Annotated in this window: 19 protein-coding genes and 1 riboswitch; of the genes, 17 read left to right on the top strand and 2 right to left on the bottom strand. The window is 67.0% G+C overall.

What is annotated here, in order from left to right; all coding sequences use genetic code 11:
- Positions 1-78 precede the first annotated feature (78 nt).
- The 3 genes from LJ725_RS17795 to LJ725_RS17785 all read left to right on the top strand — a co-directional run bounded on the left by LJ725_RS17795 (position 79) and on the right by LJ725_RS17785 (position 3,080).
- Positions 79-1,050: a Bug family tripartite tricarboxylate transporter substrate binding protein gene (locus tag LJ725_RS17795; protein WP_230551982.1), complete on the top strand. Its 972-nt coding sequence runs from the start codon at positions 79-81 to the stop codon at positions 1,048-1,050.
- Between the two features lie 31 nt (positions 1,051-1,081).
- Positions 1,082-1,158: riboswitch (SAM riboswitch) on the top strand.
- A 74-nt stretch (positions 1,159-1,232) separates the two neighbouring features.
- On the top strand, positions 1,233-2,444 hold the full coding sequence (locus LJ725_RS17790) for an O-succinylhomoserine sulfhydrylase (RefSeq protein WP_230551981.1): 1,212 nt from the start codon (positions 1,233-1,235) through the stop codon (positions 2,442-2,444).
- 24 nt (positions 2,445-2,468) lie between these two features.
- Positions 2,469-3,080 carry a TenA family protein gene (locus LJ725_RS17785; RefSeq protein WP_230551980.1) on the top strand — a complete coding sequence of 204 codons (612 nt, stop codon included), beginning with the start codon at positions 2,469-2,471 and terminating at the stop codon, positions 3,078-3,080.
- Here the strand turns inward: LJ725_RS17785 and LJ725_RS17780 are convergent.
- The gene (locus LJ725_RS17780; protein ID WP_230551979.1) at positions 3,077-3,526 is read right to left on the bottom strand and encodes a MarR family winged helix-turn-helix transcriptional regulator; all 450 of its coding nucleotides are present in this window, start codon (positions 3,524-3,526) and stop codon (positions 3,077-3,079) included. The genes LJ725_RS17785 and LJ725_RS17780 overlap by 4 nt on opposite strands.
- A 77-nt stretch (positions 3,527-3,603) precedes the next feature.
- Here LJ725_RS17780 and LJ725_RS17775 point away from each other — a divergent pair, with 77 nt between their 5' ends.
- The 14 genes from LJ725_RS17775 (at position 3,604) to LJ725_RS17710 (ending at position 15,604) form a co-directional block, all read left to right on the top strand.
- The gene (locus LJ725_RS17775) at positions 3,604-4,077 is read left to right on the top strand and encodes a PaaI family thioesterase (protein ID WP_230551978.1); all 474 of its coding nucleotides are present in this window, start codon (positions 3,604-3,606) and stop codon (positions 4,075-4,077) included.
- A gap of 58 nt (positions 4,078-4,135) precedes the next feature.
- The gene (locus tag LJ725_RS17770; RefSeq protein ID WP_230551977.1) at positions 4,136-5,044 is read left to right on the top strand and encodes a cation diffusion facilitator family transporter; all 909 of its coding nucleotides are present in this window, start codon (positions 4,136-4,138) and stop codon (positions 5,042-5,044) included.
- 61 nt (positions 5,045-5,105) lie between these two features.
- Entirely contained in the window at positions 5,106-5,498 is a 393-nt protein-coding gene (apaG, locus tag LJ725_RS17765; protein WP_230551976.1) for a Co2+/Mg2+ efflux protein ApaG, read from the top strand.
- A 25-nt stretch (positions 5,499-5,523) separates the two neighbouring features.
- A complete protein-coding gene (folE, locus tag LJ725_RS17760; RefSeq protein ID WP_230551975.1) occupies positions 5,524-6,150 on the top strand; it encodes a GTP cyclohydrolase I FolE in 627 nt (208 codons plus the stop codon).
- 50 nt (positions 6,151-6,200) lie between these two features.
- Positions 6,201-7,370, top strand: a complete 1,170-nt coding sequence (gene argE, locus LJ725_RS17755) for an acetylornithine deacetylase (RefSeq protein ID WP_230551974.1) — start codon at positions 6,201-6,203, stop codon at positions 7,368-7,370.
- Between the two features lie 14 nt (positions 7,371-7,384).
- Positions 7,385-7,828, top strand: a complete 444-nt coding sequence (locus LJ725_RS17750; RefSeq protein WP_230551973.1) for a hypothetical protein — start codon at positions 7,385-7,387, stop codon at positions 7,826-7,828.
- 10 nt (positions 7,829-7,838) lie between these two features.
- Entirely contained in the window at positions 7,839-8,708 is an 870-nt protein-coding gene (locus LJ725_RS17745) for a 2-dehydro-3-deoxygalactonokinase (RefSeq protein ID WP_230551972.1), read from the top strand.
- Entirely contained in the window at positions 8,705-9,331 is a 627-nt protein-coding gene (locus LJ725_RS17740; RefSeq protein WP_230551971.1) for a 2-dehydro-3-deoxy-6-phosphogalactonate aldolase, read from the top strand. Before LJ725_RS17745 ends, LJ725_RS17740 begins: the two co-directional genes overlap by 4 nt.
- Positions 9,332-9,353: 22 nt before the next feature.
- On the top strand, positions 9,354-10,544 hold the full coding sequence (locus LJ725_RS17735; protein ID WP_230551970.1) for a mandelate racemase/muconate lactonizing enzyme family protein: 1,191 nt from the start codon (positions 9,354-9,356) through the stop codon (positions 10,542-10,544).
- A 128-nt stretch (positions 10,545-10,672) separates the two neighbouring features.
- The gene (locus LJ725_RS17730) at positions 10,673-13,525 is read left to right on the top strand and encodes an autotransporter outer membrane beta-barrel domain-containing protein (protein ID WP_230551969.1); all 2,853 of its coding nucleotides are present in this window, start codon (positions 10,673-10,675) and stop codon (positions 13,523-13,525) included.
- Between the two features lie 45 nt (positions 13,526-13,570).
- Positions 13,571-13,870 carry a hypothetical protein gene (locus LJ725_RS17725; RefSeq protein ID WP_230551968.1) on the top strand — a complete coding sequence of 100 codons (300 nt, stop codon included), beginning with the start codon at positions 13,571-13,573 and terminating at the stop codon, positions 13,868-13,870.
- Positions 13,871-13,969: 99 nt separating this feature from the next.
- Positions 13,970-14,563, top strand: coding sequence for a PadR family transcriptional regulator (locus LJ725_RS17720; RefSeq protein ID WP_230551967.1), 594 nt, complete (start codon positions 13,970-13,972; stop codon positions 14,561-14,563).
- A complete protein-coding gene (locus tag LJ725_RS17715; RefSeq protein WP_230551966.1) occupies positions 14,560-14,880 on the top strand; it encodes a DUF2218 domain-containing protein in 321 nt (106 codons plus the stop codon). Before LJ725_RS17720 ends, LJ725_RS17715 begins: the two co-directional genes overlap by 4 nt.
- A 70-nt stretch (positions 14,881-14,950) precedes the next feature.
- Positions 14,951-15,604, top strand: a complete 654-nt coding sequence (locus tag LJ725_RS17710; protein ID WP_230551965.1) for an FABP family protein — start codon at positions 14,951-14,953, stop codon at positions 15,602-15,604.
- A 6-nt stretch (positions 15,605-15,610) separates the two neighbouring features.
- Here LJ725_RS17710 and LJ725_RS17705 read toward each other — a convergent pair whose 3' ends face one another.
- Complete coding sequence (locus tag LJ725_RS17705) at positions 15,611-17,125, bottom strand: ABC transporter substrate-binding protein (RefSeq protein WP_408015752.1); 1,515 nt, start codon at positions 17,123-17,125, stop codon at positions 15,611-15,613.
- Positions 17,126-17,320: the final 195 nt, after the last annotated feature.

The raw sequence follows: 17,320 nt of genomic DNA, 5'->3' as shown, positions 1-17,320 counted from the left end.
CGGCCTCCCCCGCATGACGGGGGAGGAGACGAGTCGGGGCTCGAGCTGGAGAAGAAGAAAAGCACGAAGGGGGAAACCATGAGCATCACACGTCGCGCGGCACTCGGTGCCCTGGGTGCGGCCGCGCTGGCCACTCCGGCGCAAGCGCAGGCGGAGTGGCCGAAAGGCCAGCCGATAAAAGTGCTCATCCCCTTCGCGCCGGGCGGCGTGCCCGACATCATCGCGCGGATCGTCACCCCGAAGATGGCCGAAGGTCTGGGTCAGTCCTTCGTCATCGAGAACAAGCCGGGCGCGGGCGGCGGCCTTGCGGGCCAGTTGCTCGCGCAAGCCGCACCGGACGGCTACACGCTGCTGATGGGCACGGTCTCCACCCTGGCGATCGTGCCCGCGGTCAATCCGTCGCTGAAGTACGACCCGACCAGCTTCGCCGCGATCGGCCTCGCCGCCATTGTGCCGATGGTGGTGCTGGTGCGGCCCGACTCGCCCGCGAAGGACATTCCGGGCCTGATCGCGCTCATCCAGCGCAGTCCGAAGTTCGACTACGGCTCTTCCGGCAACGGCTCGATCCTGCATCTCACCGCCGAGCTGTTCCGGCTGCGCACCGGCGTGAAGATGCAGCACATTCCCTACAAGGGCTCGGCGCCCGCGCAGCAGGCGCTGCTGGCCGGCGAGATCGACGTGGTGTTCGACGCGCTGGCACCGGCAATGGGCCAGATCCAGGCGGGCAAACTGCGCGCGCTGGGCCTCGCGATGGCCAGGCGCTCGCCTGCGCTGCCCGAACTCAAGACGCTCGCGGAGCAGGGCGTCGCCGGCGTCGAGGCCTATACCTGGGCCGGCCTCTATGCGCCGCAGGGGACGCCGGCGCCGATCGTGCAGCGCCTGAACGCGGAGCTGCTGAAGGCACTGAAGGATCCTGAGGTCGCGAAGAAGATCTCCGATCTCGGCTACGAGATCGCCTCGTCCACGCCTGCGGAGTTGGCCGCGCACACCGCCGCCGAGCTGAAGAAGTGGACTGAGGTCGCGCGCGCCGCCGACGTGAAGCCCGATTGACGGGCTTGCGCGGAGCGACCGCCGCCCTTATAGAGGCGGCCGTGGAGATTTGAGCCGACCGGCTTGCGACCACGTTAAACATCGCTAAAAGGTCGGAGGTTACGCAAAACCCCCGTCCTTCCAGGTCGGGGGTTTTTCGTTTGCGTCGTCGGGAAAGGGCGCGCGGCGAGAGGAGAAGTGAGATGGACGGATCGATTCCGAAGAAGAAGGCCGAAGCCGATACCTCGAAGTGGCGCACCCAGACCCGTGCCGTGCGCGGTGGGCAGATCCGCAGCAATTTCGACGAGACGTCGGAGGCGCTGTTCCTGACCTCGGGCTACGCCTATTCGAGCGCGGAGGAGGCCGAGGCCACCTTCAAGGGCGAGAGCAACCACTACCAGTATTCGCGCTTCGGCAATCCGACCGTCACCATGTTCGAGAACCGGCTGGCGGCGCTGGAAGGCGCCGAGGCCTGTCGCGCCACCTCGACCGGCATGTCGGCGGTGTTCTTCGCGCTGCTGGCGCTGCTCAAGGCCGGCGACCGCATCGTCGCGGCCCGCCAGCTGTTCGGCTCCTGCCACTACATAGTGGCCGAGCTGCTGCCGAAGTACGGCATCGAGAGCGAGCTGGTCGACGGCGGCGATCTTGCGCAGTGGGAGAAGGCGCTCAGCAAGCCCACGCAGGCGGTACTGTTCGAATCGCCGTCAAACCCGATGCTCGACATCGTCGACGTGAAGGCGGTGTGCGACCTCGCGCACAGGGCCGGCGCCAAGGTCGTCCTCGACAACGCCTTCGCCACGCCGATCCTGCAGCGGCCGCTGGAGTTCGGCGCCGACATCGTGGTCCACTCCGCGACCAAGTACATCGACGGTCAGGGTCGCACCCTGGGCGGCGCGGTGCTGGGTTCGAAGGAATTCATCCTCGAAAAGCTGCAGCCGATCATCCGCAACACCGGCCCGGCGCTCAGCCCGTTCAACGCCTGGGTCCTGGTCAAGGGCCTGGAGACGCTCGGCCTGCGCGTCGAGCGCCACTGCGCCAATGCCCGCCGCGTCGCCGACGCGCTGGCCGCGCATCCCGCGATCGGCCGCGTGCTCTATCCCGGCCGCCCCGACCATCCGCAGCATGCGCTGGCGGCGAAGCAGATGTCCGACTTCGGCGGCGTCGTGACCTTCGACCTCAAGGCCGGCAAGTGGGCGGCGTTCGAGACGCTGAACCGCCTGCAGCTCGTCGACATTTCCAACAACCTGGGCGACGCCAAGAGCCTCGTCACCCATCCCGCGACGACGACGCACATGCGCATCGGCGCCGAGGAGCGCGCCAAGCTCGGCATCACCGACGGCACGGTCCGCATCTCGGTCGGCCTCGAGGATGCCGAGGACATCGTGGGCGATCTCGTCCAGGCCCTGGGCGGCTGAGGCGACGGGCCTGGAGTGGAAGGCGTGTCGCTGTCGGCCGACCTGTGGGCGGCGAATGTCGACCTTGCCAAACGCATCCTCGCGCACGGCTTCGTGCGCGGGCTGCGGGACGGCTCGCTGCCCGTCCATTGCTTCAAGGGCTACGTCGCGCAGGACGCCTATTTCCTCGAGGCGTTCGCGCGGGCCTATGCCTTCTGCCTCGCCAACTCGACGGCGCGTGAAGACCTCTACGGCTTCGCCGGCTTGATCGCGGGCGTGCTGCAGGAGCTCAAGCTGCACAAGAGCTATGCCGACCGCTGGCAGGTCGAACTGGCCGGCGTCGCGCCGGTCGAGGCGACCCGCGCCTATGTCGATTTCCTGCTGGAGACGGCGCGACGCGGCCATCTGGGCGAGACGATCGCGGCCATGACGCCGTGCATGCGGCTCTACGCCTATCTCGGCCGGTCGCTGGCGGCCACCAGCCCGGCGCCGCTCTACGCGGAGTGGGTGAAGACCTACGCCGATCCCGCCTTCGAGGCGCTGGCCGCTGAGCTCGAAGCGCTGCTCGACCGTCATGCCGAGGACAGCGAGACGGTGCGCGCGCACTATCGCCGCGCGATGGAACTCGAACTCGGCTTCTTTGCCGCCAACGTCTAAAGCGGCGCCAGCTTTTCCATCGACCGATCGAGGGCGACGTGCAGGTCGGCGGTCAGCTTCGTGCCCATCGCGTCGCGCACTTCCTGCTCGGCGGCGGCCCACATCGGCAGGGCGCGCTTGAAGAGGGCGCGTCCCGCCAGCGTCGCGACCAGCTCGTGGCGGCGCTTATCGCCCGCGGCCGCGCGCTCGATCACGCCCGAGGCGAGCAGCGGCCGCAGGTTGCGCGTGAGCGTCGTGCGGTCGGTCGCCAGCCGGTCGGACAGTTCGGAGATGCTGAGGGGGCCGCGCGCGATCACGTGGCCCAGCAGCGAGAATTGCGAGATGCGCAGTCCCGTCGGCGCGAGGTGGCGGCTGTAGATCTGGGTGACGCGGCGCGCCGCGCTGCGCACGCGAAAGCAGGTGCATTCGGCCGGCGAGAGGCGGAGCGGGGACGGGACGGCGGTCATCGGCAGAGAGTATCGCCGGTTCTTGCGCCAGCAAAGTCTCAATGTGTATATGCACCTAAATTCGGACGGAGTTTGACATGGCTGGAGACGCTGGATTTGGCGTGGTGCCGATCGAAGTGGCGCGCACGCTGGACGGGCTGGATCTCTTCAAAGGGCTGCTGGAGGGACGGTATCCGGCGCCACCGATCACCAAGGCCCTGGGCTTCAGCCTGATCGAGGTCGAGGCGGGGCGCGTGGTGTTCGGCTATACGCCGGTGTTCGACCACTACAACCCTCTGGGCTCGGTGCATGGCGGCATCGCCGCCACGCTGCTGGATTCGGTGATGGGCTGCTGCATCCACACCATGCTGAAGGCCGGCAGCGGCTACACCACGGTCGAGATCAAGGTGAACTACGTGCGTGCCATGTCCGACCGGACGGGGCCGGTCCGCGCCGAGGGCAAGGTCATCAACATCGGCTCGCGCATCGCCACCTCGGAAGGCCGCCTGACCGATGCCTCTGGCAAGCTGCTGGCCCACGGAACGACCACCTGTCTGATTTTCCCGATCTGACTTTCATGCTCCTCTCCCCCCCTAGCGGGGGAGAGGCGCATGATGTCTAGTCCATTTCATGCAGACCGCGACCGCCGAACAGAGACTCCTGAAAATCTCCATCGCCGTCACCATCGGGGTGGCGTCGGTCGGTGTGCTGTTCGGCCTGCTGTCCGGATCCTTGTCGATCCTGTTCGACGGCGTGTTCTCGGCCATCGATGCGGCGATGTCGGGCCTGGCGCTGTTCGTCACGCGCCTCGTCACGCGCGTCACCGAGAACCGGCGGTTCCAGTTCGGCTACTGGCACATCGAGCCTATGGTGCTGGCCTTCAACGGCGGCACGCTGATGCTGCTCTGCTTCTATGCCTTCCTGAACGCGGTCGGTAGCCTGCTGGCTGGCGGCCGCCACCTCGATTTCGACTGGGCGATGGCCTACGCCATCCTGGTCTGCGTGGCCTGCTTCAGCATGTTCTTCTACGAGCGCCGCCTGAACCGCGAGATCGGTTCCGATTTCATCCGGCTCGACACGCAGGGCTGGCTGATGGCGGGTTCCATTACCTCCGCCCTGCTCGTGGCCTTCGTCATCGGCGCCTCGTTGAAGGGGACGGCCTACGCCCATCTCGCGCCCTACGCCGACCCGGCGGTGCTCGCTCTGCTCACCATGGTCCTCGTCTTCGTGCCCATCCAGGCGGTGCGCAAGGCGCTGCAGGAGATCCTGCTGATCACGCCGCCCGAACTCGATGCGCGTGTGCGGCAGGTCATGGACGGGGTGATCGCGCGCCACGGCTTCAAGACCTATACCAGCTATGTCGCCAAGGTCGGCCGTGCCCAGTTCATCGAGATCCACGTCGCGGTGCCGCCGGAGTCCTCGATCGACAGCGTGGGCAAGGCGGACGCCCTGCGCCGCGAAATTGCCGAGGCGATCGGCGGCGAGGGTCCGCATCGCTGGCTCACCATCGACTTCACCGCCGATCCGAGGTGGTTGTAGACGCATTTGACCTTTTGGGCCGAAACTCCCATGTCAGAGCCCGTAAGGAAGTCGCCCGACCATGTACAAAGCCACAACCCGCGCCATTCTGGTGACGGTCCAACCGCAATACCTGCCCGACCAGTCCGAGCCGGCGAAGTCGCAGTATGTCTGGTCATACACGGTGCGGATCGAGAACCAGGGCGACGTCGCGGTGCAGTTGCGCAGCCGCCATTGGAAGATCACAGACGGGCTGGGCCGGCTGCAGGAAGTCAAAGGTCCGGGGGTCGTCGGCAAGACGCCGCTGCTGCGTCCCGGTGACACATTCGAGTACACGTCGGGCACGCCGCTTTCCACGCCATCCGGAATCATGGGCGGCACGTATCAGATGGTTGATGAGGCTGGCGTGAAGTTCGACATCGAAATCCCCACTTTTTCGCTGGATACGCCGACGGCGCAGCGCAGCCTCAACTAGGCCACGCGGATCGAGGAGACTGCAGATGAACAAGATGGTGAAGCCGGGTGGAGCGATATCGCTCGCCACCGGCCTGACCCGCCCGTCGCGCGAGGAGGCCGAGGCCGCCGTTCGCACCCTGATCCGCTGGGCCGGCGACGATCCCGGCCGCGAAGGCTTGGCCGGCACGCCGGACCGCGTCGTCCGCTCCTATGAGGAGTTCTTCAAGGGCTACGACCAGGACCCGCGCGACATGCTGCAGCGGACCTTCGAGGAGGTCGAGGGCTACGACGAGGTCGTGGCGCTGCGCGACATCCGCGTCGAATCGCATTGCGAGCACCACATGGTGCCGATTATCGGCAAGGTCCATGTCGGCTACCTGCCCGACAAACGCGTGGTCGGCATCAGCAAGCTGGCCCGCGTGGTCGACGCCTATGCCTACCGCCTGCAGATCCAGGAGAAGCTGACGGCGCAGATTGCCAACACGCTTCAGGAAGTGCTGCAGCCGCGCGGTGTGGCGGTTGTCATCGAGGCGGCGCACCAGTGCATGACGACGCGCGGTGTCCACAAGTCCGACGTCACCATGGTGACCAGCCGCATGCTGGGCGCCTTCCGCGACAATGGCGAGACACGGCGCGAATTCCTGTCCATGATCGGCCGGAGTTCCATTTGACCGCGACGCGGGTCGGGCAAGGCACGCGGGTCGGGTAAGACAAGGACATCATGGCCGGAGAGATCGTCAGTTCCGTGGAAATGCTGCGCAAGCTCGTGGCGTTCGACACCACATCGCGCTTTTCCAACCTCGCCCTCATCGAATACGTGCAGGGCTACCTGAAGGGCCACGGCATCGACTCGAAGCTGGTGCCCAACGAGGACGGTTCGAAGGCCAATCTGTTCGCCACCATCGGCCCCAACGTGCCGGGCGGCGTGGTCCTGTCCGGCCATACCGATGTCGTGCCGGTGGACGGCCAGCCGTGGGTGACCGACCCGTGGACGCTCACTCTCAAGGACGGCAAGTACTACGGCCGCGGCACCTGCGACATGAAGGCGTTCTACGCCATCGGCCTCGCCATGCTGCCGCAGTTCCTGAAGGCGCCGCTCAAGAAGCCGATCCACTTCGCGCTGTCCTACGACGAGGAGATCGGCTGCTTCGGCGCCCATTCGCTGGCCGCCCGCATGGCGAGCGAAGTGCCGAAGCCCCGCGTCATCATCATCGGCGAGCCGACCATGATGACCGTGGTGCATGCCCACAAGGGCAGCCAGTCCTACGTCACCAAGTTCACCGGCTTCGAGGCGCATTCCTCGATGACCCATCTCGGCGTCAGCGCGATCCATTTCGCCGGCGAGTTCATCCACTACCTCAACACGGTGCAGGAAGAGCTCGAGGCCGCCGCGCCGAAGAACAGCGAGTTCATGCCGGCCGCCGCGACCTTCAACGTCGGCACCATCGTCGGCGGCACCGCGGGCAACATCCTGGCGCGCGAATGCGAGGTGCTGTGGGGCTATCGCGAGCTGCCCACCCGGCCGATCGAGGAGCTGGGCGAGCGCGCCAAGAAGTGGCTTAAGGAAGAGCTGCTGCCGAAGATGAAGGCCAAGCATCCCGCCGCTGCCATCGAGACCGAGCTGCGCGCCTCGACCCCGGCCTTCTCGCCCGAGGGCAACGACGACGCCAAAGCGCTGGCGGGCAGCTGGTCGGGCTCCAACACGGTGGGCGCGGTGGTCTATGCCACCGAGGCCGGCATTTTCCGCAAGGTGCTGGGCGTGCCGACCGTGGTCTGCGGCCCCGGCGACATCGCCCAGGCGCATCAGCCCAACGAGTTCATCCTGGCCTCGCAGATCGATGCCGGCGAGGAGTTCATGAAGCGCATGCTCGAGTGGTGCTGCCGGAACTAGGCTTGGAGAGGCCGATGGCGAAGGTTCCTGGTCCCTGGGAGATGGCCGAACGCCTGACTGGCCCCGGCCCGTGGGCAGGACCTTCGATGCAGCCGGCGCGGCCGGCGCCGCCGATCGTAGACGATCCCGACAAGCTCACTCCGGACGAGCTCACCGTCGTGACGCCAGATCAGTTCGATCGGGCCTTCGAGGCGTACAGCAAGTTCGGAAGGTCTGGTCCCGTCGACAAGCTGTGGCCTGCGGTGATCCCCGATGTGGATCGCTCTAGGTATCCTGCGTTGGAGGCCAAGTGCGACGAGATCAGGTGGACTGTCGCGCGATGGGATGACGACGTGAGATGCGGTCGGATTCGCGACGAAGACGATGTCGTGAAGCGAATGGTCGCGATCAGGTATCCCTATCTGACGCCACAGCACCAGCTTGCCGTCAGGCTCTATGCCTCGTTCGTGAACAGGTAAGCAGGTAGACGTGCCGCACCTGATCGCCGTCGACTGGGGCACGAGTTCGCTGCGTGGCGCCCGTCTCGATGCTGCGGGTAGCGTGCTGGAGGAGAAGAGCGCGCCGCTCGGGATCCTCAATGTGCCGAACGGCGATTTTGCGCACGTCTTCGACTCTCTGTTCGCCGATTGGATGAAGCCCGCCGGCAGCGTCTGCCTGATCTCGGGCATGGCCGGCAGCCGGCAGGGCTGGGTCGAGGCGCCTTACGTCGCCTGTCCGGCCGGTCTCGACGAGCTGAAGAAGAAGCTGCATTGGATCGAGCCGGGCCGAATCGCGCTGGTGCCCGGCCTCAGTGTCGAGCAGGGCGACGTGCCCGACGTGATGCGCGGCGAGGAAGTGCAGATCGTCGGCGGGCTGCGGCTCGCCGGCATCTCGGATGGGCTGTTCGTCCTGCCGGGCACGCACAGCAAATGGGCCACGGTGCGCGAGGGCCGCATCGTGGGTTTTCGCACCTGCATGACCGGCGAGTTCTATGGCCTGCTCAGCCAGCATTCGATCCTGGCGCGCACGCTCGCGGCCGATGCGACGCTCGACGAGGCGATGTTCCTGCGCGGCGTGACGCGCGCCGGCAACGGCGAGGGGCTGCTGCACAATGCCTTCGGCGTGCGGGCGCTCGCGCTGTTCGACCGGTTGTCGCCGTCGCAGTCGGCGAGTTACCTGTCGGGTCTGCTGATCGGGGAAGAATTGCGCCACGAAGCGCCGGGCGCCCGTGACGTGATCGCGATCGGCGCGCCGGCCCTCACGGCGCGCTATGCTCTCGCCTTGAAGTCGATGGATGTCGCCGTGCGCTGCTTCGGCGGCGAAGCGACATGGGCGGGCATGAGGGCCTTGCAGGGATGACGAGCGTCGATCGATTCAAGGCTGCGATGGGCGAGCTGCCGCTCGTCGCCATCCTGCGCGGGCTGAAGCCCGAGGAGGCGCCGGCGATCGGCGATGTGCTGGTCGAGGCGGGCTTTCGCCTGATCGAGGTGCCGCTCAACTCGCCGCGGCCGCTCGACAGTATCGCGGCCCTGCGCAAGCGCTTTCCCGATGCCGTGACCGGCGCCGGCACGGTGCTGACGGCCGCCGAGGCGCGCGACGTCGCGTCGGCCGGCGGCGAGCTGGTCGTCGCGCCGAACTTCGATCCCGAGGTGGTCGCGGAAACCGTGCGGCTCGGCATGGCGAGCCTGCCCGGCATCCTGACCCCGACGGAAGCCTTCGCGGCCCTGAAAGCCGGAGCTCATGGGCTGAAGCTGTTTCCCGCCGAGATCGCCTCGCCCGCCGTGGTGAAGGCACTGCTGGCGGTGCTGCCGAAGGGCACGAAGCTGATCCCGGTCGGCGGCATCGGCGCGGACAATATGCAAGCCTGGCGCTCGGCCGGCGCCGCGGGTTTCGGCCTCGGCTCTTCGCTCTACAAAGCGGGCGACGACGCGGCCACGGTCCGCGCCAAGGCGGCGTCCATCGTAGGGGCGTGGCGCAAGTAAGCGAAAACGCGGGAGAGGGAACATGAAGGTCAAAAGCTACGAGATCTTTCGCTGCGATGCCGGCTGGCGTCTCTTCTCGTTCCTGAAGCTGGTGACGGACACCGGTCCGGTCGGCTGGTCCGAGTACAACGAAAGCTTCGGCAGCCCCGGCCTCTCCGGCGTCATCGAGAACCTGATGCCGAGTGTCGTCGGCATGGACCCGATGGACATCGAGCTGGTGAACGCCGTGCTCGCCACCAAATCGACCCAGTCGCGCGGCGGTGTTGTGCGGCAGGCGATTGCCGCCATCGAGAACGCGCTGCTCGACATCAAGGGCAAGGCGCTGGGCGTGCCGGTCTATCAGCTGTTCGGCGGCAAGCTGCGCGATCGCATCCCCGTCTACTGGTCGCATTGCGGCTCCTACCGCATGCGCAATCCCGACCTCTGCGGCACGCCGGCGGTGCGCTCCTACGACGATTTCATGCGCACGGGCGAGGAGGTGCGCAAGAAGGGCTTCACCGCCTGCAAGACCAACATCGCGATGGAGGTCGATGGCAAGCTGCGCGCCTATCGGCCGGGCTTCGTCGTCGGCAAGGGCTTCCCCGAGCGCAACTGGGACGCCTTCATCGCCCGCAGCGCCGCCAAGACGGTCGAGGCGTTCCGCGCCGGCGTCGGGCCCGATGTCGGCATCATGCTCGACACCAACTTCCATTTCCGCACCGAAGGCTTCAAGCGCATCGCCGACGCCGTGGGACCGACCGGTCTCACCTGGCTCGAACTCGACATCCACGACCCCAGGTCGATCGCGATGATCCGCGAGCATGCGCCGTGCCCCATCGCCTCGGGCGAGACGCTGCTGGAGCGCCGCGACTTCCGGCCCTATCTCGAGGCCTATGCCTTCGACACCGCCATCGTCGACGTGATCTGGAACGGCTTCAACGAGTCGCTGAAGATCGCCTCGATGGCCGACGTCTACGAGGTCAACGTGGCGCCGCACAATTTCTACGGCCACCTCGCCAGCGCGATCTCGGCGCACTTCTGCGCCGCCGTGCCGAACTTCCGCATCATGGAGATCGACATCGACGGCGTGCCGTGGCGCGACGAGATCGTCGACAATCCGCCGGTCTTCGAGAATGGCGACTATCTCCTGCCGAAGGGGCCGGGCTGGGGCGTCGAGCCGAACGAGTTGGCGATGCGCCGGCATCCACCGAAGAGCTACGTCGTCACGCAATAGTTGTTACACGACAGGCCTCTTCCCGTATTGCAAATGCACAGGCTGTGAGGCCAACTATGCCCCGTTGAATCGGGGGAGACCGTGCATTGAAGGCGCCGCGTAGCGGACAGCGCCGACAGGGCGCAACGATGAAAAGGGGACGCAAGCGGCTGCCATCCCTGGCCGTGGCCGCCATCGTCTCGGCGGCCGGGACGGCGTCCGCCCAGGATTCGCGCTGGGACGGCATCCTCTCCAATTCCAACTGGTACGTCGCGATCCCGAACCTGGTCGCCTATGCCGGCGCCAATCGCAGCCAGACGAGCAATCCCTTTGCGATCGGCGACCAGACGCTGTGGGCGCTGGGCACCGCGACCAACGGCAGATTCACGGGGCAGAGCGAGGCGACGTTCGCCATCGGACCTACCGTCACGGCGCCCAGCAACTCCTCCATGAACGGCGTGGTCACCGAAACGGGCCAGATCCGCATCGAGTTCACGTCGGCCGACAGTCCCACCATCATCGGGATCGGCCAGATGCGAGAGATCGGCGGCGTGCCGTTCATGGAAATGCAGATGATCACCGGGACCTCGCTGCTGGTGACGCATTGGGCCTACATGGCGCCCTACAACCCCGCCGTCTTCACGCCGCCCTCGCCGACTCAGTACGTGTCGGCCGACATCACCTCGCCGGAGTGGCGCTGGACCGCCGGCACCACCTGGCAGCTGAGAAGTCCTGACGTGTTCGGCACCGCGACGCCCGGCACGTTCAAGATCAACGGCTACAGCAACGGCTATTACTGGGGCGTCGGCGCGGCGCCACTCGACAGCCTCGTCGGCAACTTCACCGTGCTGGGCTCGATGACACCCGAGGGCAACGTCCTGTTCAGCCTACTGTTCGGGCCGACCTACGGCAGTCTCTCGGGCCAGATCACGGGCGACGCCACCACCGGGAGCATGGTCCTGCGCTCCTATACGCTCTCCGGCGCGACCGGCTTGCCGACGACGGCAAGCATCATGCCGGTCTCTCCCATTGCCGCCGGCCAGACCTACTTCCTGAGCAACGTGGGTTCGACCGTGATACCGGCCTTCACGGGCGGCACGCTGCAGGTCGACACGAGCGGCAGTACCTTCAACCAGAACTTCGTGGTCGACGGTTCGGCCACCAACCGCCTCGACCTGCGCGGCAACTCGGCGGTGCTGAGCGGCGTCCTGTCCGATGCGATCCCCGGAACGCCGGGCCGTCTCACCATCGCCAACAGCGGGCTGGGCGGTAGCGTCAGCTTCGCCGGCAACAGCACCTATACCGGCCTCACGACCATCGATGCCGGCGCCACACTGTCGGTCGACGGCTCGATCGTCTCGCCAGTTTCGGTCAATGGCACGCTGCGCGGCACCGGTACGGTGGGCGGCGCCACCACGGTGCAAAGTGGTGGCACGCTGGCGCCGGGCAACAGTCCGGGCACGCTCACTTTCGCGGCGCCGGTCGTCATGGCGCCCGGCAGCACCTTGTCCCTCGATATCGATGGCACGGGCACCGGCGCAGGCGCCGGCAACTACAGCCGCGTTGTGGTGACGGGTGCCGGCAACGGCTTCACGGCCGGCGGCACGCTGCAGCCTGTGCTGCGCGGCATCACTGGGGCCGCGACCAATGCCTTCACGCCGTCGATCGGTCAGCAGTTCGTGGTCGTCTCGGCCGAGGGCGGCGTGCAGGGAAGCTTCGCCGGCCTTGCCCAGCCAACGGGCCTCGCGGCGGGAACCCGCTTCGACGCGCTCTATGGGCCGTCCTCGGTGTCGCTGGTCGTCACGCCCGCGTCCTATGGCAATCTGGGTGCCGCCGGTCTTCCCCAGACTCCCAACCAGGTGTCGGTCGGCCAGGCGCTCGACGTGTTGCGGCCGGCGGTCGGCCTGCGCATGAGCGGCCTGTCGCAGTCTCTCTTCGCACCGCTCTACAGCCTGCCCGCCGCGTCGATCCCGCAGGCGCTCGACCAGCTGTCGCCCAGCCTCTACGGCGACATGATGCTGTCGGCGCGCCAGGGCTTCTACGGTTTCTCCGACCAGGTGAGCCAGCGGCTCGGCACCCGCCGCGCGGCGCAGGGCGAGGCGCAAGGCGTCGCCGCGGCCTGCGGCGATGCCTGCGCGGGACTTCCCAACGCCGCGCCCCGGTCGGTGGCCGGGCCGCTCGGCACGACCGCCTGGCTGTCCGGCTTCGGTCAGTGGACGCAGGTCGCGGCGGCGGCGGCACCCGGCTTCCAGTCGTCGCTTGCCGGCGTGATGGCCGGGCTCGACGTCGAACTGGGGCCGGGCTTCGTCGCCGGTGTCGCGCTGGGCGGCGGCAGCGCCAACACTTTCGCGGGCAACGGCGCCGCGGCGCTGGGATCGGCGTTCCAGGCCATGCTCTATGGCGAGTACGCCATGGGATCATTGTTTTTCGGCGGCCAGGTGGCCTATCTGAATTTCGACCAGACCACGACACGATCCCTCGGCGCGTGGAACAGCGTGTCGCGCGACAGCGTCGTCACGAACGGCGTGGGCGGCCAGGTCGCGGCGGGGCTGCGCCTGGGCTTCGACGGCTGGAGCGTCGAGCCGACGCTGGCGCTCGCTGTACTCGGCCTGTCGTCGCCGGCCACGGTCGAGCAGAACCCCAACGGCCTAGCGCAGCAGGTCAACGGACAGTCGCTCACCAGCGTGCGCGGAGCCGTCACCCTGCCGGTGAGCCGTACGCTCGCGCTGGCCGACCAGCGCGCGCTCACGGTGCGCGGACTCCTCGGCTGTGCGCATGAATTCGCAGACGTGTCGGCCACCACCCAGGCGGCTTTCGCCGCGGCTCCCGGTGTGGCCTTTGCGACGACGACCGCGCCGATCGCCCGCGACTCGGCGTTGGTCGGCCTGTCTGCCGATTTCGCTGTCGACGATGGCGTCGCATTTTTCGCGGGCTGGCAGGGCTCGATCGGTTCATCCTCGACCTCACAGACCTTTCGCGCCGGCTTGCGCATGACCTGGTAGATCCGGCCGACTGCCCGGCCGATCGACCGAACTCGGGAGAAATCGATGATCCGCACACTCGTTTGCACGTCCCTCGGGCTGGCGCTGATGGCGGGCTCGGCCGAAGCGCAGGTCTATTGCCGGGCCGAAGGCGTGCCGCACGGATGCGTCTGGGCACCGCGTGCCGGCGTCGGTGCCGGCGCACCCGGTGTCGGCGTAGCGCCTGGCGTCGGGGCGGGAGCGCCAGGCGTCGGCGTTGCGCCCGGCGTGGGTGTGGGTGCCCCCGGGGCCGGCGTCGCGCCGCGCGACGGCGTGGATGGCGCCGTGAACGGCGGTGGCCCCGTCAACCGCGCCGGCCGTCGCTAGATAACAAAAAGTAACTGAAAATTTGTCGAAGCAGGCTCTTGTGCTTTTGAGCAATCAAGATATATCTTAGATATGTTCAAACACAGTGAGACAGCATTCATGCGATCCTTTCATCATCATCCCCACCCCCACGGCGAGGGGAGCCACAAGCATCACTTCGGCCCTCGGGGGTTCGGCCGGCACGGTCATGGTTGGCACGGCGACCCCGGCGAGGGGCGTGGCGGTCGTGGACGGCGGCGCGTCTTCGATTCCGGCGAACTGCGGCTCGTTCTGCTCAAGCTGATCGCCGACCAGCCGCGTCACGGCTACGAACTCATCCGCGCGATCGAGGAACTGACCGGCGGCAGCTACGTGCCCAGTCCCGGCATGGTCTATCCCACGTTGACCATGCTCGACGAGATGGGTCACGTCTCCGAGGTGAAGTCCGACGGTGCGCGCAAGGCCTTCACGGTCACGCCGGACGGCACGGTCCATCTGCTCGAGCGCAAGGCCGAGGTCGATGCGCTGTTCGCCCGGCTCGCCGAGCTTGCCAGCCTGCAGGAGCGGACCGATGCGGCGCCGGTCCGCCGGGCGATGAACAACCTGCGCGAGGCGCTGATCCATCGCCTGGGGCGCGCGGGTGTGCAGAAGCAGACGGTGCACGACGCGGTGGCGATCATCGACGAAGCCGCGCAGAAGATCGAGCGGCTATGAGCACGCACAGCATCGCGCGCGTGCCGACCGCCAACGGCAGCCGCTACCTCCAGCAGCTCTGCAAGCACTGGGGCCACAACCTCGAGGTCGAATTCACGCCGGAGAAGGGCAGGGTCGTGTTCCCGCGCAACGCTCGCGGCGCGGAGTGGCCGGGCGATGCGACGCTGCTGCTGGAGGCGCAGGCCGACGCGCTGGAATGCCGCCTCGAAGCCAGCGCCGCGGGCCAGCTCGAGGCGCTGAAGGGCGCCATCGCCCGCCACATCGATCGCTTCGCCTTTCGCGAGGCGCCGCTCGCCTTCGACTGGCGCGACGCGTGACAAGCCGCGCGCTTGTCCTTGTCCGTTCGGGGCCGCACATTCGCCGCGCGTTCAGCCCCGCGAGGATACAATGTCGAGCCTTCCCGAAGACGTCTTTACCGAGCCCGAGGATTTTTCGCCGGACACCCTGGCCAACCTCGGGCCGCTGGCCCGCCTCGCAGGCGAATGGGAATCCGACAAGGGAATCGACATCGCGCCCAAGGCGGAAGGGCCCGAGCAGCGCGGCTTCCGCGAGCACATCCGCATAGAGCCGATCGATCCGCAGCCCAACGGACCGCAGCTCCTCTACGGGCTGCGCTATCACATCCACATCAACACCGAGGAAGAGGCGATCACCTTCCACGACCAGGTCGGCTACTGGCTCTGGGAGCCGGCCACCGGCCTGATCATGCAGTCCATCGCCATCCCGCGTGGCCAGGTCGTACTGGCGGGCGGCATCGCGAAGCCGGGCGACAAGACCATCTCGGTCGAGGCCAAGCGCGGCGACACACGCTTCGGCATCTGCTCGACGACCTTCCTCGAAGAAGCTTTCCGGACCGACTATTACCGCATCGACATCACCTTCAACGATGACGGCACTTGGTCCTACGTGACGCGCACCGACCTCGCGGTGCGGGGCAAGACACCGGCGTTCAACCATCGCGACACGAACACGCTGCGCCGGGTCGCGGCGCCGGCAGCCAATCCGATGGTCGGCCGGCTGAAGTCCGGCAAGTTCGACTGAGGCGTCCTACTTCAGCTTCAGGCCGACCACCCGCAGCAGCCCATCCGGCACCGGCCGGAAGCCTTCCAGCCGCACCGTGTGGGTTGCCAGGTTCTGCGGGTGGTAGAGGTAGAAGATCCAGCCCTTTTCGAGAAAGCGCTCGGTGACCTTGCGGTAGATCGCCTTGCGCGCGTCCAGTTCGGTCGCTGCCCGCGCCTCCTGGTGCCAGCCGTCGAGTTCCTTGTCGCAGTACTTCGCCATGTTCTGCGGCGCGCCGCAGGTCTGGTAGATCACCGAGTTGCCGTCGGGGTCGCTGCGGCCGCTCCAGGTCAGCGCATAGACCTGGAAGTCGCCGTCCTCGCCGGCCTTCAGCGCGGTCGCGACTTCGACCACGCGCAGCTTCAGGTCGAAGCCCGCCTCGGCGACCAGCGACTGCACGACCTCGGCGATGGCCCGCGATTCGGGCGCGTTGTTCACCATGTAGTCGAGCGTCAGCTTGCCGGTGATGCCGGCCTCCTTCATCAGCGCCTTGGCCTTGGCGACGTCCCGCTTGGGGATCGGAAAATCCTTCTGATAGTAAGGGCTCTGCGGACTGACCCACTGGTTGCCCGGCACGAATTCGCCGTTGAACACGACCTGGTTGATGGCGTCGCGGTCGAGCGCCAGTTCGAAGGCGCGGCGCACGCGCGGGTCTTTGCCCAGCGGATTGTTCGACTTTGGCCCGTTGTCCTGGTTGATCATCAGGCCGAACCAGGCGAGCGATACCGAGTTGGCGAGCTTGAGCTTGGGATCGGCGCGCACGGTCGGGATGTCGGTTGCCAGGATGCGTTCGGTGAGGTCGATACCGCCGGACCGCAGGTTGGCCAGGCGCACCGTGGTGTCGACGATCGGAAGGTAGGTGATCTTGTCGATGAACACCTGGTCCCTGTTCCAGTAGTCGGCGAACTTCTCGACGACGATGCGGTCCTGCTGGACCCTCTCGACGAACCTGTAGGGTCCCGCACAGACCGGCTTCAGGCCGAACTTGTCGCCCGTCGCCTCGGCGGCTTTGGGCGAGACCATCATGCCCGAGCGGTCGGTGAGCTGGGCGATCAGGGGCGAGAAGGGCTGCTTCAGGTTCAGTTTGACGGTCAGCGGGTCGACCACCTCGACGCTCTCGACGATGCCGATCTCGGGCTTGCGGAACGAGCCCTTCATGTTGAGATGGCGTTCGAGACTGTACTTGGCCGCCGCCGCGTCGAACGGCTCACCGTCGTGGAACTTCACGCCGGGGCGAAGCTTGATGAGGACTGCCTTGCCGTCAGCCGAGGTCTCGTGGCCGAGCGCGAGCTGAGGCACGATGGTCAGCTTTTCGTCGATGTCGAACAGCTTGTCGCAGATCGAGGCGAAGACGATGCGGCCGGTATAGGTGCGCGACAGCGTGGGATCGAGCACGTCGGGATCGTCGCCGATGCCGATCCTGAGATGCCCCTGCGCCGAGGCGGTGCTTGCCGCCGCACAAAAAGCCACTGCCACGAGAAAACGATGAGCCATCCGCCGCATGTTGCCTCCGTCCGGACTATCCCGAGACTCCAGCATGCGCCGTGCCATTGAGTCGAGCGAAGCTCGACTCGGTAGCGTCAGGACATCGCTTTGCGATGTCCGGGAGCGTCGAAGAAAGAGCGACCAACCATGACCCCTCCGTCGCGTGAGACGCGAAACCGCCCCATCTGGATGGGGAGGAAGGAGGCGATAGGT

It is taken from the genome of Reyranella aquatilis, from assembly GCF_020880995.1.
Taxonomy (GTDB): domain Bacteria; phylum Pseudomonadota; class Alphaproteobacteria; order Reyranellales; family Reyranellaceae; genus Reyranella; species Reyranella aquatilis.
Note: the sequence above shows the minus strand (reverse complement) of the source record. Positions and strands in the feature narration are given on the sequence as shown.